This is a genomic window from Chryseobacterium gambrini (assembly GCF_900156825.1).
Classification (GTDB): Bacteria; Bacteroidota; Bacteroidia; order Flavobacteriales; family Weeksellaceae; genus Chryseobacterium; species Chryseobacterium gambrini.
The window spans coordinates 1-22103 of record NZ_FTOV01000008.1; the positions used below are offsets into that span (position 1 = coordinate 1).

Sequence of the window (22103 nt, forward strand, 5' to 3'; positions counted from 1 at the left end):
CCGTAATGAAACAGAATCATAATGGTCATTACTTCACTTTCAGACATGACTGATCTTCGGTTTCTCTTCTTAATTTTTTGGTCTTGTAAAGAATATTCTTTCACAACGTGGCTAAATTCTTTAAAAACTGATCAACGATATAATAAATAGGTGTAATTTTATCATCAAAAATCATAGTGGAATATTTAGTTAAATATTTGGATTTCAATATATTAAATACACTAATTTTTATGCTTTTCCCGATGGCATTTTTCACTTTTTACATCAAACTCATGTTAAATGAATAAATAATGTTAGCATTTTTAAATTAAGGTATATTTCATAAATTGATTTTATGAAATGTTATAAATGTAAATTAGAGAATAAAGCTAAAGCTGGATTTACAATAGGCTTATAAAGATATAAATGCAAAGATTGTTGTTGCTATTTTAGTGTTGAAAGTAACTCAGATGTAAAAAGTATGGAACAAAGGAGGTTAGCTTTGGAAATTTATTTAGAAGGAATGGGTTTTAGAGCAATTGGAAGAGTATTAAAATTAGCTAGGTAACGGTTTATCAATGGGTTAAAGAGTGGAGAGAATCTGCTTCCATACCTAAATCTGAGTATCTTATAGAAATTGTTGAGCAGGATGAAATACATAGTTATATACAGAATAAAAAAACTACAGTTGGAAGTGGATTGCTGTTGATAGATTTGGAAAATGGTTCGTCGATGTTTTTTGTGAAAAAAGAATCACAGCAAGATTTAAAAGGCTCTGGGACAGTTTGAAAGATATTAATGGCTTTTATAGTGATTATTGGAAAAGCTACTCAGAATTAATTCCTTAGGAAAAGCATTGCGAGTCAAAAACAGAAACCTTCACTGTTGAAGGTTGCAATTCCAGAATCAGACATTATCTGGCAAGATTTAAAGGAAAAACAAAGTGTTATTCTAGAAAACAATATATTTTAGAGAATTCATTAAAACTATTATTTTTAAAACTAACAACAAATTAGATATTTTAATTTAACAATACCATAATGCTTAATTTTTTATTAAATAAAATTGAGTAAAAAAAATGGGTTATATATTTTTTTTAATTAACTCGTTATTTTAGCAGATTTATTTCATTGTTCGTTGATATACTGTGTGTTAATCATCTTCTGTGAAACCTTGCTAAATGTTGAAAATGAATTGACTATAAATGTTATCTAATTATGGGGAATTAAATTTTTGTTAAACTCAAAATTATGTGATATAATTGTTTTTTTTTTTTTACATTCGCATTCAGAAAAAATAAAAACACCAAGAATCAAGGAAAGTTAAAGGTTAAAAATTATTATCACCCAATTCTTTTATTAATCTCTCTTTTTTTTTAGTTCTTTTTTTTGATCTCTTTTGTCGCAGTAAATTGTGACTTAAGGGGCGAAGCTATAATAACTATGATTACAAATTAATATGAATTTTATTAAAGGTTGGTATGTCATATATACCAAATCCCGTTTCGAAAAAAAAATAGCTCAAAAATTAGCTGAGCAGGATTTCAAAATATATTTACCAGTTGATGTAGTAATCTCAAAATGGAGTGATCGTAAAAAGAAGGTAGAAAAGCCTCTTTTTAGTTCATATGTTTTCGTTTACCTAGAAACAATAAAAGATTATTTTAAAGCTCTTACTGTAGATGGAGTTGTATTGTTTATCAAATTTGGAGGCAGATTAGTCCGGGTTTTAGATGAAGAAATAAATTGCATTAAAATTTTTCTTAGTCAATATTCTGAAGTAGAGTTAAAAGGTATTCACGACCTAAATATTGGAGAAAGGAAAATAATAACCTCGGGGCCTTTTGAGTCTTATCCATGTGAAATTTTAAAAATCAATAACAAGCAAAAGATTTGTGTAAAAATAGATTCTTTACAACAAAGTCTGATCGCTGAAATCCACCCTTATCATTTAATATAATGCTAAATACATCATCATTATCAAATATTTTTTGGTTAAACAAGACAAAAAATAAGGAAACTGTAGTCTTATCTGAAGATAGTACAGAATCTTTGGAAATAGAGATTTCGAAGTGTGATCTGGATAGTTTTCTGAAAGTTTCAAAAAACACTTCTTTATCTAAATTAACCATTATTGTATCTGTTTTTTCTTTTTTGCTTGACAAATATTGTGAAGATTTTCAAGGTGTTATTAAGGTGTATGCATCTGATCAAATTCCATTAAAAAATAAAATATTACTGGATGTTGAGAAAAAGAAAGAGATTACATTTAAAGACCTTTTGAAGAGTTTTGCCAGCAATATTAAAGAAGCTGTTTATCATTCTGATTACAATAACAATGATCTTGATTTAACGAAGTACTCTAATTTTTCGATTCAGTATGGTAAGAGACCTGAATCCATAAAGGATAATCTTTCTCTTTTTTATGACGAATCTGAAGAAAAGGTTATTTTAAATATTTGTTATAAAGATATTTATAAAGGATATTTGATTGATAATTTATTGAAGAGTTTAGTGTATATTCTTTCCAATTATGATCAATTACTAAATACTGGTCTCATCGATTATCCCCTTGTATCCGAAAAGGAGGTAGCAGAAATACTTGGTCGGTTTAACTTGATAGCTGATTACCCTTCTGATCAAACAATTATTGATTTATTTGATTCTCAGGTAAGGAAAAATTCCGACGGACTTGCAGTAATCTATGGAGACGTAGCATTGAGTTATGCAGATCTTGATATGGAATCCAATCAATTAGCTTATTATCTTAAAAATCAATATGATATAAAGGCTGATGACCTGATCTGTATTCAACTTCCCCGGAATGAAAAGATGATCATATCCATATTGGGGATATTAAAATCTGGAGGAGCATATGTTCCGATTGATATGGATTATCCAAAAGATCGGATTGACTACATTCTAACTGATACCAAAGCTAAAGTGAATATAGATGATGTATTCCTGGCAAAGTTTAATGAAGTAAAACATGCATACTCAGCGGAAAGCCATGATTCTGCAATAAAAGGAGATCATCTGGCATATGTTATTTACACATCAGGAACTACGGGAAATCCTAAAGGAGTAATGATCGAGCATCAGAATGTATTTCATTCTACGATCAACAGAATTGCTTTCTATGATATTGAAAGTATGTTACTTGTCCCTTCTTTCTCTTTTGACTCTTCGGTAGCAGTAATCTTTGGAACACTGTGTAGTGGCGGAAGATTGTTTATTGAAAGCAATATGAATATTAAAGATGTGGAATATATTTCGCATCGGATTATAAAAAATAAAATTGAAGGTATATTATGCGTTCCCAATTATTACTCCAGTTTGCTCCCTTATCTCAATGAAAACACCTCAGGAGAAAATACACTGAAACATGTCATCGTAGCAGGAGAGGAGTTAAGTAAAAACTTAGTATTACATCATCAGAAATACAGCGATGCTATTCTGTATAACGAATATGGTCCTACAGAATGTGCAGTCTGGTCATCTGTTTCCATCGTCAATGACCCAAATGTAAATATCGGAAAGTCTATTGCCAATACCCAGATTTATATTTTAGATGAACATGGACATTTGTTACCAGTTGGAGTCCATGGAGAATTGTATATCGCGGGAGCAGGTTTAGCAAGAGGTTATTTAAACCGTGAAGATTTAACGGAAGAGAAGTTTGTGGCTAATCCATTTGTAGAGGGTACTAAAATGTATCGAACAGGAGATTTGGGAAGATGGCTGCCAGACGGTACCATTGAATACCTTGGAAGGATAGACCATCAGGTAAAGATCCGCGGACATAGAATAGAACTTGGCGAGATTGATAGCCAGGTACTTTCTTATGATAATTGTATCAAATTTGTAGTTACGGAAGTTAAAGAACATGAAGGCGATAAAAGTCTGGTGGTGTATTATGTGAGCAATTCTGCGATCGACAAGCAGGATCTTGCTTACTATTTAGAGAACAAGCTTCCCCAATATATGCTTCCCAGCTTTTATGTTGAGTTGGAGCATATTCCATTGACCAGTAACGGAAAGATCGATAGAAAAAGTTTACCAGAAGTAAGTTCTTCAGATTTGATCAAGACTGAATACGTGGCCCCAATGACATGGGAAGAAAAAGCTTTGGTAGAAGTCTGTGAGCTGGTTTTAAAGTATAATCCTATCAGTATCAGTGATAATTATTATAACCTTGGAGGAGATTCGATTAAGTCGATCCAGATCGTATCAAGATTACGCCAGCGTGGCTATAGCTTAAAAGTAGAGCATATTTTACAATATCCTGTTTTAGAGGAGCTGGCTCGTTATATGACAACGGATGTTGCGGTGATCGACCAATCTGTTGTAAAAGGTGAGGGTATTCTAACTCCTATCCAAAGGTATTTCTTTGAAAGCGAGGAGCTCATCAACAAAAATCATTACAACCAGTCTGTTATTTTAAAGAGCAAAGAAAGACTTTCAGGTTCTGTCTTGGAATCTTCGATCCAATCTTTGATCAATCACCATGATGCTTTAAGAATGGTATATAGCCATAAAGAAGGTGGATGGAATCAATCTAATGCAGGAATAGAAGGTAATCATTATCTTTTTGAATATTTTGACATCAGAGAAGAAGGCTCTCTGGAAAACGAGCAGAGTTCTTTACAGAAAATAGGAGCTCGTCTCCAAAGTACTATCGATATCGAATCAGGAATCTTATTCCATATCGGTCATGTTTCGATGAGTGATGGAGACCGACTTGTATTGGTTATTCACCACTTGGTCGTTGACGGAGTTTCCTGGAGGATCTTGTTAGAAGATTTAGGAAATTTATATGAAGCAGGTTTTAAAGGAGCATCTTATGAGCTTCCTTCCAAAACGGATTCTTTCCAGAGTTGGGGAAAAACGTTGGAAAGCTACAGTAACAGTTCTGCGCTCTCCAAAGAGCGTTTGTATTGGGAAGGTATAGAATCAGAGGTATATCCAGCTATTCCAACCGATCATGCTGCAAAAGGTAAGCAGGTTTTAGATAAAAGCTTACGCTTTAGTTTAAGTATTGATTCTACGAAATTATTACAGACTCGTGCTGGGAGGAAATACAGTGCAGAGATCAATGATGTTTTATTAACCGGTCTGGCTTTATCCTTACAGGATCAGTTTGGTATCAGCAAGGCTAAAGTTTTGATGGAAGGTCATGGTAGAGAGTTAATGAGTACTGGCTTGGATATAAGCAGAACAGTAGGATGGTTTACCAGTGTTTATCCTTTCTCATTAGATATCAGCAATAAGAAGCAACCTGCTTTGGTCAGTGTGAAAGAAGCTTTAAGAAGTATTCCTCATAAAGGAATCGGTTATGGTATTTTGAATTATCTGGGTGATGCATTTTCTCCGGTAAATCATCCATCGGTTCAGTTCAATTATCTTGGAGATTTTGATGATACAATAGGATCTGGATTTTATTACAGCTCAGAGTCTATTGGAAGTCCGGTATCTGAAGAAAACCTTGGAACGGATATTCTATTAGATGTTTCAGGAATTACGATGAGTGGTGCCATGACTATCAGCATCCGGTATTCAGGGGAGCTCTTTAATGAAGCTACGATTCAGAAACTGACGGACAGCTATCAATCTTATTTAGAGAAAATGATCGGTGAGGGTGAAGAATCAAAAGTGATTCTAACTCCATCGGATCTTACCTATAAAGGATTGTCGTTCAATACGATTCAGGAGATCAGCAGGAATGTTGATCTTGAAGATATTTATGAGTTGTCTCCCATGCAGCAAGGATTGTATTATCATTGGTTGGTAGACCCTAAAGGCGCTGCCTATTTTATGCAGACCTCCTATAGGATAAAATCCGAAAACCTTGATCTCTCCAAAGTCGAGAAAGCCTTTGTAAAGTTGCTAAATCGTTATACTATTCTCCGTACTTCCTTTGACAACCGTTATGGTGATATTCCCCTTCAAATTGTATATAAGCAAGCCAAAGTAGATTTTAAACATCTCATATTAGAATCAGATTTAGAATTAGATAATATCAAACAGGGTGACATTGCTTGTGGATTCGATTTGCGGGAGCCTACGCAGATGAGATTACTTGTTGTAGAATTGCCGGATAACTCATATAAATTTATCTGGAGCCATCATCATATTATCATGGATGGTTGGTGTTTAAGTATTCTGATCAATGAGTTTTCCACTATTTTAAATTCATTTCAGCAAGGGATAGAGGCTAGCTTACCAGAAACTCAAAGTTATTCTTCTTATATCAAATGGTTAGAAGGAGTAAATAAAGAAGAGGCGATAACGTATTGGAAGAATTATTTAAAAGGAATCAATAGTCCGACATTAATACCTTTCGAAAAGAATATAAAAGAAGAAAAGCCTTATTTTGCTACAGAAAAGCTCAGTATCGGACAAGATGAGCTTAAAGAGATTAATCATCTGTGTCAACAGTTAGGCATTACATTAAATACCTTTATTCAGGGAGTATGGTCTTATTTATTAAGTTCATATAACAGATCGGAAGATGTAATATTCGGATCCGTCGTCTCAGGAAGATCTGCCGAGCTGGCTGGTGTTGAAAGTATGGTAGGTCTTTTTATCAATACCATTCCTGTACGAGTAAGTTTTAGTAAAGATGAGACTCCAAGAAGTCTGTTGAACAAGATTCATCAGGATTCCATTAATGGGATCAAATACCATTTTACGAGCTTAGTAGAAGTACAGTCTTTATCTTTATTAGGTAAAGAGCTGATTAATAATATTGTTGTTTTTGAAAATTACGCAAAACAAGGGGATAATGAGCAGAATTCATTAATAATGGGATTGTCTGGTGTGAATGTAAATGTCTTTGAACAGACAAATTATGATTTTACGATTGTAGCAATTCCGGATAAAAGCTCTTTGCATATAGAGTTTCGTTATGATTCATCAGTCTTTGATCCATCTTCTATTTTGTCTCTGGTATCTCATTTTGAACAAATACTTCATCAGTTTGTTAGTGTATCTGATATACCTTTAAGGGAATTAGATTATGTAGGAGTTGAAGAAAAAGCAGTTTTAGCCTCTTTCGGTAATACAGGAACCTGCTATCCTGTAGATAAGACCATTGTAGATTTATTTGAGGAGCAGGTTAATAGAACTCCAGACCTTACAGCATTGGTTTATAAAGAGATTAAACTTACTTACAGAGAGTTGAATGAAGAATCAAACAAATTGGCTCATTACCTTAGGGAGCAATACAATATAGAAGCAGATGACCTTATCTGTATTCAGTTACCTCGTAGTGAGAAAATGTTGATAGGTATGTTGGGTATTTTAAAATCAGGCGGAGCATATGTTCCTGTTGATACCGATTATCCGGAAGAAAGGAAAGAATATATCCTAAAAGATACAAAATCCAAGGTGGTTATAGACGAGTCGTTTCTATTAGAGTTTGAAACTTTAAAAAGAAATTATTCTATAGAGAATCCTACTTTTACAGTAAGGTCTGAAAATCTGGCATATATCATTTACACTTCAGGAACCACAGGAAACCCCAAAGGAGCAATGATAGAGCATAAAAATGTAGTCCGTTTATTGTTTAGTGATGATGCTCTTTACAATTTTAATAGCCACGATTCCTGGACATTATTTCATTCATATAATTTTGATTTTTCGGTATGGGAGTGTTATGGAGCTCTTCTTTTTGGAGGTAAACTTCATGTTATCTCCAGACAGGTTGCTCAGGATCCGGGAGCTTTTTTAAATTATATCATCGATAATAAGATTACAGTACTGAATCAAACGCCTGCGGCATTCTACAATCTAGCAGAATATGATAAACTGTTTAATAAAAAGGAGCTATCTTTGAGATATATCATATTTGGAGGAGAAGTACTAAACCCCATAATGCTTAGAGACTGGCAAAGAAAATATCCTTCTATAAAAATGATGAATGGATATGGTCCTACAGAAACTACGGTTTTTGCGAGCAAATTTAAGATAGGGAATGACAATCTTTTAGAACCTGCCACACTCCCGATCGGTAAGCCTATTTCTGATACTCAGATCTATATATTAGATTCATCGTGTAACTTAGTTCCCATCGGAGTAGCAGGAGAACTGTATATTTCCGGTTCCGGTTTAGCGCGAGGTTATTTAAACAGAGAAGATCTAACGGCTGAAAAGTTTGTATCCAATCCATTTGTTGAAGGTACCAAGATGTACCGAACAGGAGATTTAGGAAGATGGTTACCGGATGGTAATATTGAATACTTAGGAAGAATAGACCATCAGGTAAAGATCCGTGGTCACCGGATAGAACTGGGTGAGATTGACAGTCAGGTACTTTCTTATAGTGAAGCGATCAAATCCGTTGTCACAGAAGTCAAAGAACATGATGGTGACAAAAGCCTTGTTGTGTATTATGTAAGTAATGCATCCGTTGACAAGCAGTCATTAGCTTACCATTTAGAAAATAAGCTTCCACATTTTATGCTTCCGAGCTTTTATGTAGAGCTAGATCATATTCCTTTAACGAACAACGGAAAGATTGATAGAAAGAGTTTACCTGAAGTAAATACTTCAGATTTGATAAAGACCGAATATATATCTGCAGAAACAGAAGAAGAAAAAGCATTGATAGAGGTTTGTGAAGGCGTTTTAAAGCATCACCCTATCAGTATCCGTGACAACTATTATAACTTGGGAGGCGACTCTATTAAGTCAATCCAGATTGTATCGAGATTACGTCAGCGAGGTTATAACCTAAAAGTAGAACATATTTTACAATATCCTATCTTCGAAGAATTGTCTCGTTATATAACTTCAGATGTTGTATTGATAGATCAGTCCGTGATTATCGGCTCGAGTATTCTTACTCCTATCCAGAGATACTTTTTTGAAAGCGAAGATATTGTTAATAAAAACTACTATAACCAGTGCGTTATTTTAAAAAGCAGAGAAAGACTTTCCGGTCCTGTTCTTGAATCCAGCCTTCAGGCCTTAGTATCTCATCATGATGCTTTGAGGATGGAATATCACCAAAACTATGGATTATGGAATCAATATAATCAAGGCACAGAAGGGAAATATTACAATTTTGAATATTTTGATGTAAGGGGCAGTGGAGGAGAATTAAAAGAATTATCGCGATTAAAAGAAATAGGCGAGAGTCTTCAAAGCAGCATCAATATAACGTCTGGTATTTTATTCCATGTTGGTCATGTCTCGATGAGTGATGGTGACCGGTTGTTACTGATTATTCACCATTTGGTAGTAGATGGAGTTTCCTGGAGAATCTTGTTGGAAGATTTAGGTAACTTATACGAATCAGGGATCAAAGGAGCATCTTATGAACTTCCATTCAAAACAGATTCTTTCCAAAGTTGGGGAACAACTTTGGAAGAGTACAGTAACGATTCTGCACTTTCCAAAGAACGATTGTATTGGGAGAGTGTAGAATCAGAAGTTTATTCTAGTATCCCTACAGATCATCCGGTCGTTAGAAAACATACTTTAGATAAAAATATAGGCTTTACACTGAATGGTGAGGCTACACGTTTATTGCAGACCCGTGCCGGGAAAAAGTACAGTGCAGAGATCAATGATGTCTTATTAACCGGATTAGCTTTGTCCTTACAGGATCAGTTTGGCATTAACAAGACTAAAGTGTTGATGGAAGGTCATGGAAGAGAAGTCTTGCATACAGGTTTGGATATCAGCCGAACTGTGGGATGGTTTACAAGTGTATATCCTTTTTCGTTGGACATCAGTGATCGTAGTCAGCCAGTTTTGGTAAGTGTAAAAGAAGGCTTACGAGGGATTCCTCATAAAGGGATCGGCTATGGTATTTTGAAGTATTTGAATCTGGGATTATCCTCAACAGAGCGTCCTTCTGTTCAGTTCAATTATCTTGGTGATTTTGATGATACCACAGACTCCTTGTTCCACTATACCACAGAGGATATTGGGTATCCAGTATCAGAAGAGAACCAAGGGACTGATATTTTACTGGATGTTTCGGGGATGACAGTAAATGGAGAGATGAGCATCAATTTCCGTTATTCAGGGAATATATTTAATGAATCTACGGTTCAGAAATTGGTGGACAGCTATCAGATTCATTTAGAACAAATGATTATTGAAGATGAAGAACAAAAAGTGATTCTAACTCCCTCGGATCTTACTTACAACAGATTGGCGTTCCATACCATTCAGGCGATCAGTAAGGATTGTGATCTTGAAGATATTTATGAGCTTACCCCGATGCAGCAGGGTTTGTATTACCACTGGTTGGTAGATCCTAAAGGCTCCACTTATTTTATGCAGACCTCCTACAGGATAAAATCCGAAAGTCTTGATCTCTCCAAAGTAGAGAAAGCCTTTGGAAAGCTGCTAAACCGTTATACAATTCTGCGAACCTCCTTTGACAACCGTTATGGTGATGCTCCTCTTCAAATCGTACATAAGCAAGCTAAAGTAGATTTTAAATATCAGGTGATAGAATCTAAAGACTCTCTGGAAAGTGATCTGGAGATGATGAGAAATAATGATATCATCTGTGGTTTTGCCTTGAATGATCCTACACAGCTGCGTCTGATACTGGTAGGATTACCAGATGAAGAGTATGAATTTATCTGGAGCTATCATCATATTGTCATGGATGGTTGGTGTTTAAGTATTCTCATCAATGATTTTTCTTTGATTTTAGACTCCCTTCAACACGAGGTAGAATTAAGTTTACAGGAACCACAGAAATATTCTTCTTATCTTAAATGGCTAAGGAATGTTGATCAAGATTCTTCATTGCAATATTGGGAGAATTATCTAAAAGGCATCAGTGCTCCTACATTAATACCTTTCGAAAAAAATATAAAAGGAGAGAAACCTCATTTTGCTACAGAAAAGTTCAGCATCGGAGAAGAAGAGCTTAAAGAGATTGGTCAACTATGCCAGCAGTTAGGTATTACCCTGAATACTTATGTACAGGCGGCATGGTGTTATCTTTTGAGTTCATATAATGCCTCTGAAGAGATTGTATTCGGATCTGTGGTATCAGGAAGACCACCTGATATAGAAGGAATTGAAAGTATGGTAGGTCTTTTTATCAATACCATTCCTGTAAGAATTAAGGTCAATAAAGATGAGACTCCGCGTAGTCTTTTGAAAAAGCTGCATCAGGATTCTATACAAAATACAGGATATCATTTCAATAGTCTGGCAGAAATCCAGTCTTTATCTCCTTTAGGTAAAGATTTGATTAGCAATATTGTCATCTTTGAAAATTATGTAAAGAGCGAAAAAGAAAACTTTGAAAATGTAAAGGTTTTTGACCAGTCTAATTATGACTTTACATTGGCAATAGAACCAAATGAAAATTGCCTGAATATAGACTTTGAATATAATACATCGGTATATTGTTCTACTATTATAACTTTGGCTTCTCATTTAAAAAATACACTTAGTCATTTTAAAACTTTTATTGATGAGCCTCTTTCAGAATTTAATTATTTAAGTTCTGCTGAAGAGGAATTATTGTTAAAAGATTTTAATAATACTTTTGTTCAATATCCGGATAATCAAAGTGTTGTCAGCTTGTTTGAAGATCAGGTGGGTCTTACTCCGGAGGATATTGCTGTTGTTTATGAGGATTTGGGGTTAAGCTATGCCGAATTGAATGAAAAAGCATCAAGCCTAGCTGTTCAGTTACAGAGTGCTTATGGAATCAAGAAAGGAGATCAGGTAGGTGTCATGCTAAACCGAGGAGAAAATCAGATTATTTCCATTTTAGGGATATTAAAATTAGGAGCGGTTTATGTACCTGTAGATGCTAACCTTCCTGAATCCAGGAAAGCGGTGATGACCTCCGGTCTATCTTTACTGATCACGGAATCTTATTATTTCTTTGATCTTGATTTCTACTCCGGTGAATCTTTTTCGATCGATTTAGAATTCACAGAAGAAGATGCTTCTGGCTTTCAGTCCGTAGTTTTAGAAAAAGATGATATTGCCTATATCATTTATACTTCCGGTTCTACAGGAGAGCCCAAAGGTGTTTTGAATACCCATGGAGGTATTTTGAATACGATGTTATACCAGAAGGAATTCTTTGAAGTTTCATTGTATGAAAATGTAGCTCAGTTTGCTTCTTTTTCTTTTGATGCTTCTATTTCTGAGATATTTATGACTTTGCTTAGTGGTAAGAGTCTTCATATTTTGAGTGATTCTACTAGAAAAGATGCTTATGCTTTTGAAGAATATGTCAATAGTCATTCCATTGATCTGGTGACTTTACCCCCTGCTTTTTTCAGTTTATTAAATATCGATAAGCTTCAAAATTTAAAAGGATTAATTACGGCAGGAGAATCCGCAGTAATGGGTAAGACGAAAGAATATTTGAAGTATGGAACTTTTTATAATGCTTACGGTCCCACTGAGAGTAGTATCTGTGCAACGGTATATAAACTTGAAAAAGGGAGTGCTTTAGAATTTACAACGATCCCTATCGGTCAGCCTATCGCTAATACCCAGATTTATATTTTAGATGAATATGGACATTTGGTTCCAGTAGGAGTAAGTGGCGAGATGTATATCTCCGGGGCTGGTTTAGCTGAAGGTTATTTAAACCGTGAAGATTTAACGGAAGAGAAGTTTGTAGATAATCCATTTTTACCAGGGACTAAAATGTACCGTACGGGAGATTTAGGAAGATGGCTAATGGATGGTAACATTGAGTATTTAGGAAGAATTGACCATCAGGTAAAGATCCGTGGGCATCGAATTGAGCTAGGGGAGATCGACAGTCAGGTACTTTCTTTCAGTGATTCTATTAAAGGAGTAGTTACCGAGGTAAAAGAACATGAGGAAGATAAGAGTTTGGTGGTATATTATGTAAGTAATACTCCGATCGACAAGCAGGATCTGTCCAGATATCTTGAGAGAAAATTACCACAGTATATGCTTCCTAGTTTTTATGTTGAACTGGATAATATCCCTTTAACCAGCAATGGAAAGATCGACAGAAAGAATTTACCTGAAGTGAGCACTTCAGATTTGATAAAGAATGAATATGTAGCGCCTGCTAATGAAGAAGGAAGGGCATTGATATCTGTTTGCGAGCAGGTATTGAAGCACAGTCCTATCAGTATCCTTGATAACTATTATAACTTAGGTGGAGATTCCATAAAATCGATTCAGATTGTTTCGAGATTGCGTCAGCAAGGTTACAGTCTAAAGGTAGAGCATATCCTACAGTATCCTATATTAGAAGAGCTGGCACGCTATATAACAACAGATGTTGTGAATATTGACCAGTCGGCAGTTACGGGAGCGAGTATTCTTACACCTATCCAAAGATATTTCTTCGAAAGCGACGATATTGTTAATAAGAATCATTATAACCAGTCTGTTGTTTTAAGAAGCTCAGAAAGGCTTTCGGGAACGATACTTGAATCGTCTATAAAGGCTTTAGTGTCGCATCATGATGCTCTGAGAATGGTTTATAGCCAGAAAGATGGAGAGTGGAATCAATATAATGCAGGAGTTGATGGTGTTCATTATCGTTTGGAATATTTTGATATCAGAAAGAGTATCAGTGAATCAGAAGAATTATCTTGCTTACAAGAAATAGGCGAGAGTCTTCAAAGCAGCATCGATATAGCGTCTGGTATTTTATTCCATGTAGGTCATGTCTCGATGAGTGATGGCGACCGCATTATTTTAGTGGTTCATCATTTGGTAATGGATGGTGTTTCCTGGAGAATTTTGCTGGAAGACTTAGGAAAACTGTATGAATCAGGAGTTCAGGGCTTATCCTCAGATCTTCCATCCAAAACGGATTCTTTCCAGAGTTGGGGCAAAGCTCTGGAAGAATACAGCAGAAGTGCAAAATTGTCCAAAGAGCATTTGTATTGGGAGGGTATAGAGTCTGCAAACTATGTTGCTATAGCTACAGATTATCCTACAGAAGGTAAACATATTTTAGATAAAAGTATAGGCTTTAGTTTGAGTGCTGAGTCAACTAAATTATTACAGACCCGTGCCGGAAGGAAATACAGTGCTGAGATCAATGATATATTACTAACTGGTTTAGCGCTGTCCTTACATGAAAACTTTGGGATAAATAAGACCAAAGTTTTGATGGAAGGACACGGAAGAGAAGTCCTGCATAAAGGTTTGGATATCAGCCGAACTTTGGGATGGTTTACCAATGTATATCCTTTTTCATTAGACATCAGTTCTGAGAATCAGCCTTCCCTGGTCAGTATAAAAGAAGGTTTAAGGGGTATTCCACATAAAGGAATTGGTTATGGTATTTTGAAGTATCTGGGTCAAGGACTTTCCTCAGCAGAGCATCCTTCTGTTCAGTTCAATTATCTTGGAGATTTTGATGATACTACGGGCTCTTTGTTCCATTACACCACTGAAGATATAGGATATCCAGTATCGAAAGACAACCAGAAGAGCGATATTTTATTAGATGTTTCCGGGATGACGGTAAATGGAGAGATGAGTATCAATATTCGATATTCGGATAAAGTATTTCATCAATCTACGGTTCAGAAACTGGTGGACAGCTATCAGATTCATTTAGAACAAATGATTATTGAAGATGAAGAACAAAAAGTGATTCTAACTCCCTCCGATCTTACTTACAAAAGGTTACCGTTCCGTAGCATTCAGGAGATCAGTAAGGATAACGAAGTAGAAGATATTTATGAGCTTTCCCCGATGCAACAAGGCTTGTATTATCACTGGTTGGTAGACCCTAAAGGCTCTGCTTATTTTATGCAGACTTCCTATAGGTTAAAATCCGAAAACCTTGATCTGTCAAAAGTAGAGAAAGCCTTTGGAAAGCTGCTAAACCGTTATACGATTCTCCGAACTTCCTTTGACAACCATTATGGTGATGTTCCTCTTCAAATCGTAAATAAGCAAGCCAAAGTAGATTTTAAACATCTCATACTAGAATCAGATTTAGAATTAGATAATATCAAAAAGGGAGACATTGCTCGTGGATTCGATTTGAATGAGCCTACGCAGATGAGATTACTTGTTGTAGAATTACCGGATAACTCATATGAATTTATCTGGAGCCATCATCATATTATCATGGATGGCTGGTGTTTAAGTATTCTGATCAATGATTTTTCTGCTATTTTAAATTCCCTTCAGCAAGGTTTATCCTTGAGTTTGTCTGAGCCTGAAAAATACTCTTCTTATATCAAATGGTTAGAAGAGGTCGATAAAGAACAGGCGATGGTGTATTGGGAGAATTACTTAAAAGGAATCAGTAGTCCGACATTAATACCTTTTGAGAAGCAGGATCAGGGAGAAGTATCTCATTATCTTGCAGAAACTCTTGTGATTGAAAACAACGATTTTCAGGAAGTTGATAGATTCTGTCAGTATTTAGGGATTACGCTTAATACATATGTACAGGGAGTATGGTCTTATTTATTAAGTTCATATAACAGATCGAAAGATGTAGTATTCGGATCTGTGGTATCGGGACGACCTGCTGATCTGGAAGGTGTTGAAAATATGATAGGCTTGTTTATCAATACGATTCCTGTACGGATAAGTTTTGATAAAGATGAAACTCCAAGAAGTCTGTTGAATAAGCTTCATCAGGATTCTATCCAAAGTACAGGAAATCACTTTAGCAGTCTAGCAGAGATACAATCTTTATCTTCATTAGGCAAAGATCTGATTAATAATATCATAATTTTTGAGAATTATGTAAGAAAGGAAGATCAGGAAATGCTTACAGGTATCGTTTATGAAAATACAGAAGCTTTTGAACATACAAACTATAACCTGAATATTGTTGTAATTCCCAATACAGACTCTTTACATATTGAGTTCAGGTATAATTCATCAGTCTATGATACTTCTGCTGTAACCTCCATATTACTGCATTTCCAAAATATAATGAACAGCTTTAGGGATTCTCTTGATCTGCAGGTCTCAGAAATAGCTTATTTAGGAGCAGAAGAGAGAAATTTAGTCCTGAAAGGTTTTAATACAACGGAGGCATTTTATCCTTCAGAAACCATACTGAGCTTATTCGCCAAACAGGTAAATCATATTCCGAACCATACTGCGTTAATATCTGATTATGTAAAGCTAACATATAATGAACTAAATTCAGAATCTAACCAGCTGGTTCATTATTTGCAGGAAAAATATGCGATTACGGCGAATGATTTGATTGCCATTCAGCTTCCGCGTAATGAGAAGATGATAATATCCATTCTTGGAGTATTAAAATCAAGAGGAGCTTATGTTCCGATTGATATGAATCATCCTCAGGAAAGAACCGAGTATATCTTAGAGGATACTCAATCTAAAGTCTTTATAGATGAAAAATTCTGGAAAGAATTTAGCGTTCACAGGGATAATTATTCGACAGAAGATCCTATAGTGAAGCTGGATCCTTCAAACCTGGCATATGTAATTTATACTTCCGGTACTACAGGGAATCCTAAGGGAGTATGTATCAGTCATTCTAACCTGATGAATTATGTTTGCTGGAGTAATCAGTACTATTTTAATAATGAAGATCGTGGCAATTGGGGGCTGTTTACCTCGATTTCTTTCGACCTTTCTGTTACAGCATTATTCTGTTCTTTAACCAGAGGCGGTTCATTATGGCTGGGTGAAGGTGAAGAAGATATTTTAACGACTCTTATTAAAGCTTTTAAAAATAGGGATATAGATATCTTAAAACTAACACCTTCCCACATCTCATTATTAAAGAATGTAGAAATTCATCATACAGGTATTCGCAAGATAATTTTAGGAGGGGAAAAGCTTTATCATGAGCATATTCAAATCATTCACTCCATTAATAAAAATATTCAGATTTATGATGAATATGGTCCAACAGAGGCAACAGTAGGATGTATTGCCCAAAAAGTGGATCTATTTGCTGCATCTATCGGAAGACCTATTTCTAATACTGGGATTTATATTTTGGAGGAATACGGGAATGTGGTGCCGGTAGGAGTAAGCGGCGAACTGTATATCACCGGATCAGGTTTGGCTCAGGGATATCTAAACAACAAAGATCTTACAGCTGAAAAGTTTGTGGACAATCCTTTTGTGAAAGATGCCAAAATGTACCGCACAGGAGATTTAGGCAGATGGTTACCGGATGGTACTATCGAATATCTGGGAAGAATTGATGATCAGGTCAAGATCCATGGACACAGGATAGAGCTTGGTGAAATTGATAGCCAGGTTTTATCTTATCATAAGACTATCAGGAATACGGTAGCTGATGTAAAAGAATATAATGGAGACAAGATTCTGGTAGTATACTATACAACAGATGAGATCATAGATAAGCAAAGCTTATCAGGATATTTAAAAAATAAATTACCTCAGTATATGCTTCCGAGCTTTTATGTGGAGTTGGATAGCATTCCATTGACCAGTAATGGAAAGATTGATAGAAAGAGCCTGCCTGAGGTCAGTTCAGAAGATATGATCAGGAACGAGTATGTAGCAGCAAAGACGGAAATGGACCATTTATTAATGGATAGCTTATCTCAGTTATTAAACAATGATGTTAAAAAAGTGAGTATTCATGACAACTTCTTTGATATGGGGCTGAATTCTCTATCTTTAGTAAGGTTTTCCCAGTTACTTCGTAAAAATGCTGGTTTGGAAATAGAGATAGCCAAATTCTTTTCTTATCCAACAATATCGGAGTTATCAAAATTCATACAAAATATGAACATTCCTACTGCTGAGACGAATACTGCTGAAGATAAAGACCTATCGGACCATATAGATAGCTTTATTGACGACTTTAACTAATATTACTATGAAAAGAGAATCCTTAAAAAGAGACATCGCAATAATAGGCATTTCGTGTATGTTTTCTGACTGTGACAATCCCCATACATTTTGGGAGAAGCTTGTCAATGGAAATGAACTGATTCAGTTTTATACAGATCAGGAATTGTTAGAAAGTGGAATAGAAGCGAAGACAATACAAAATCCTGATTATGTGAAAGTGAAAACATTCATTGAAAATTCTGATGCTTTTGATTATTCATTTTTTGGCTATACGAAAGACGAGGCTAATAGTATGGATCCGCAAACCAGAATTTTACACCAACTGGTTTGGGAGGCATTTGAAGATTCTTGCTATGATCCATTAAAAGTTCAGGATAAAGTAGGATTATATCTTACTGCTCCTGACAATTTCAATTGGATTGCCCATACAACTATAAATAAAAAAGATACAGTAGATCCTTTTTATTTATCACAAATCAATAATAAAAATTATTGTAGTTCTTTAATTTCATATAATCTGAATTTAAAGGGACCTAGTATTTTCATGGATACTGCATGCTCAAGCTCTATGGTTGCTATTCATACGGCATGTAGGGCTTTGTTATTAAGAGAGTGTTCTATGGCGATCGCAGGAGGAATCGCTTTAAATACCAAAGATGAAAAGGGATATATGTATGAAGAGGGAATGATCTCCTCTAAAGATGGACATTGCAGGGCATTTGATGAAAATTCAACAGGAACTGTAGGTACAGAAGGCGGTGGTATTGTTGTATTGAAGAGATTAGAAGATGCCATTAATGATAATGATCAAATCTATGCCATCATAAGAGCGACAGCTGTTAATAACGATGGAAAAAGAAAAGTAGGTTATACAGCACCCAGCGTTTCAGGACAATCTGATTGTATAAAGCTGGCTCATAATTTTGCTAAGATTTCCATTGATGAGATTTCTTATATAGAGACTCATGGTACCGGAACAAAATTGGGAGACCCTATTGAAATAGAAGCGCTTAATAAGTCATTTAACTATGACCAATCTTTGAAATGTGCCATAGGAGCTGTGAAGTCAAACTTAGGACATACTGGTAATGCAGCAGGAGTTGCGGGAATCATTAAAACAGCACTATCCTTAAAGAATAAAATAATACCGCCATCATTACATTATGTAAACGCTAACGCAGAAATAAGTTTTGGCAAAGGTCCTTTTTATGTTAATACGGAAGTGAAACCATGGGAAGAAAAAGATAACCGTCCATTGATTGCAGGGGTAAGCAGTTTTGGGATTGGGGGAACTAACGCTCATACCATATTGGAAAATTTTATACCTGCTAATACCAACAATGAAAATAGAGCAGAAAGCAATATCATAGCATATTCTGCCAAAAAATCAGAAGCTTTAAAACAATATTTTACAAAACTAAAAAAATTCATTACAGAAAATCAAGAAATTAATTTGTCCGATCTTTCTTACTCATTAAACACGGGGAGAGCTCAGTTTGACTATAGAAATACAATTGTTTTTAGGAACAGAGAAGATCTATTAAATGAATTAGAAACTAAGAAAAATATTTACCAAAAAGTAAAAACTTCACATCAGATTGTTTTTGTTTTTCCAGGACAAGGTGCACAGTATTTTAAAATGGGGGAGCAGCTGTATCATCAGGAAGAAGGTTTTAAACAATATATAGATCAAGGGCTTTTGATATTGAATAATAAATTCAATACAGATTATTCTCAGATTCTGGGATATGATCGTACAGGCACTTTTGATCCAGCGAAAATTAATGAAACACAATACACCCAGCCCTTATTATTCCTTATTGAATATGCATTAGCGAAATTTCTTATTGAACTGGGAATAAAACCTTCATTAATGATAGGTCATAGTTTAGGAGAATATGTTGCAGCGAGTATTTCTGGAGTACTTTCTTTTGAAGATGGTCTGGTACTGGTTGCGGAAAGAGCTTTATTGATGAGCAAAGTACCAGCCGGAAAAATGATAGCAGTAAATGCCCCTTTTAATCAAATAAAAAATGAAATTTCGGATAAAGTGTCAGTAGCAGCGATCAATTCAGAGCAGACGACAGTCTTATCAGGAACAGAAGAAGATATTTTGGAGTTCAGCACTATATTCAATGAAAAAAATATAACTACGACTGTTTTAAAAACCTCGCATGCATTTCATTCCCGTATGATGGATGAGATTTCTGCGGACTTTGAAAACTTATTTACTGACATTACCTTGTCGACACCTGAGATTCCGTATATATCAAATCTTACCGCAGGTATTATTTTAAGGGATGAAACAAAATCGCCTCAATATTGGAAAGAGCAAATGTTGAATACGGTTCTTTTTGAAAAAGGTATTCAAAACATTCTGAAGGATCCAAATGATTATATATTCATCGAGTTAGGACCTTCTACATTAGCCAATGCGATTAGGCAAAATCAATTCTATAAAGACAATACCATTATTCAGGTATTGCGAAAGTCTGGTGAAAATGAAGAACAGCAACTTCTTAACAGGGCTTTAGGAGAATTGTGGCAGTTAGGCGTTGAAATAGATTGGAAAAAATATTATCACAATAAAAATACAAAAAAGACCTCATTGCCAACCTATGCATTTGAAAAAAATAAATTGGATTTCCACGTAAACACTTTTAAAAGGTTTACAATGGATAATAATCCTTCGTCCTCAGATCTTTTTTATCAGAAAAGATGGAAAAAAAGTGAGTTACGTAAAGGCGTACAAGAGGAAAAAACAACTTACATTATTTTTTCTGAAAACCATATTTTATCACAAAATATCATTCAGGAATTGGAGCGTAGGAGAATTGACTTTGTAGAGGTCAGAAAGAATGAATTTTTGAAAGAAAATCAGAAAATAGACCTTGATGCTGTTAAAGATTATTTAGATAAAATCAAGGAGACAGGTATCACAAGATATCAGATTATTTTTAACTGGAACATACAAGATGACCAATCAAATTCTATGATCTCTGTTTTTAGGTTGTTTAATATCATTGGAAAATTTTTAATTTATAATGATTCCATATCAAACTCTAAGATCACATTATTAGGAGATTTAAATAATATGGAACTTAATGAAAATAGTAATATCACATTGCTATCTTCATTTAGCCAGCTGTATGTTTGTGCCCAGGAAAATAAAAATATTTTCAGTTTCCTTTTAGATATTCCGTCAGGAAATAATATTGCTTATGATAAAATTATTGATGAAATAGAATACAACTTTTCCGATCCAGTTGTTACCTATAAAGAGGATCAAAGATATATTCCATTTTATGAAAGATGGAGTACGGAAAAAAGTAAAGATACTGTGATAGATTCCAAAGTTATTGTTGTCATAGGAGGTTCGGGTAAAATAGGAAAGGTGTTGATCAATTATCTGTTAAAAAACAATGCTAAAATTGTTGTAATTGGTAGAAAGCCAATTGATGATCTTGATGAAGGGTTTAGAAACAGAATAGGAATTGAAATAGCCTATTACAATGCTGATATTTCAAACTTTCAATCGTTAAAATCTACAATAGCTCTTATAGAACAAAAATATAGAAAAATAGATGGGGTGTTGAACTTAGCGGGAAACACTTCGGCTGATTCTCTAAAACTTGTAGAACATATTAATATAGAGGTAATTCAGGATCAATTCTCTTCCAAAATACAGGGAATTATTAATTTATATAATATTTTTTACGATAGGAACCCTGATTTTGTATGGATAAGTTCAAGTTTATCAACAATCCTTGGGGGACAGACTTTTGGAGCTTATTCTGTAGCGAATTCTTATATGGATTATTTTATTGGGAAGTCTAAACCTAATAACTGGATAAATATTAATCTGGATGGATTTAGTGAGAACGCCATCAATGAAATTAAATTAATTGAAATCTTTAAAGCTACTGTACTTTCTCATGCCCAAAATCATCAGATAATTGCTTCAGTGAAAAATCCTAATGATTACCTGACATATGATTATAAATTAGATAATAACCAAACAGAAAATACTTCTGCAAGCAATATCTATAGCAGTGATTATGTAGAACCTGTTTCCATTACGGAAATGAAGCTTTGTAAAGTATTTAATGACTTTTTTTCCCCTAAAAAAGTGGGAATAACAGACAATTTCTTCGAATTGGGTGGAGATTCATTAAAAGCAATGACTATTTTGAAAAGTATAAATAAGGAATTCAACCTTGAATTAACACCACAGGATCTTTATACTTCTCCCACAATAAAAGGACTTGCCTTGCATATAGAAATGATATCATATGTATCAAAAACGGAAATAGGCAATGCTGCCAATCAAAAAACTATTATAATATAAAT

The 22103-nt window shown here is 34.8% G+C and carries 3 protein-coding genes and 2 pseudogenes; 4 read left to right on the plus strand and 1 reads right to left on the minus strand.

Features of this window, described 5'->3' with window-relative positions; all coding sequences use genetic code 11:
• Nucleotides 1–175 (minus strand): annotated as a pseudogene (locus BW951_RS23250) (IS982 family transposase); the annotation flags it as partial.
• A gap of 159 nt (nucleotides 176–334) precedes the next feature.
• On the opposite strand from BW951_RS23250, the pseudogene BW951_RS23255 reads away from it, so the two are divergent.
• From BW951_RS23255 to BW951_RS14605, 4 genes and pseudogenes are all read left to right on the plus strand, one after another.
• Nucleotides 335–1009 (plus strand): annotated as a pseudogene (locus tag BW951_RS23255) (IS1 family transposase).
• Nucleotides 1010–1437: 428 nt separating this feature from the next.
• A complete protein-coding gene (gene nusG / locus BW951_RS14595; protein WP_076394141.1) occupies nucleotides 1438–1938 on the plus strand; it encodes a transcription termination/antitermination protein NusG in 501 nt (166 codons plus the stop codon).
• Nucleotides 1938–17771: a non-ribosomal peptide synthetase gene (locus BW951_RS14600; RefSeq protein WP_076394143.1), complete on the plus strand. Its 15834-nt coding sequence runs from the start codon at nucleotides 1938–1940 to the stop codon at nucleotides 17769–17771. Before nusG ends, BW951_RS14600 begins: the two co-directional genes overlap by 1 nt.
• Before the next feature lie 7 nt (nucleotides 17772–17778).
• Complete coding sequence (locus BW951_RS14605; RefSeq protein ID WP_084196448.1) at nucleotides 17779–22101, plus strand: type I polyketide synthase; 4323 nt, start codon at nucleotides 17779–17781, stop codon at nucleotides 22099–22101.
• Nucleotides 22102–22103 lie beyond the last annotated feature (2 nt).

Excerpts from the sequence above, each read along its gene's own strand:
- nusG (WP_076394141.1), top strand. The coding sequence starts at position 1,438 with ATGAATTTTATTAAAGGTTGGTATGTCATATATACCAAATCCCGTTTC.
- BW951_RS14600 (WP_076394143.1), top strand. The coding sequence starts at position 1,938 with ATGCTAAATACATCATCATTATCAAATATTTTTTGGTTAAACAAGACA.
- BW951_RS14605 (WP_084196448.1), top strand. The coding sequence starts at position 17,779 with ATGAAAAGAGAATCCTTAAAAAGAGACATCGCAATAATAGGCATTTCG.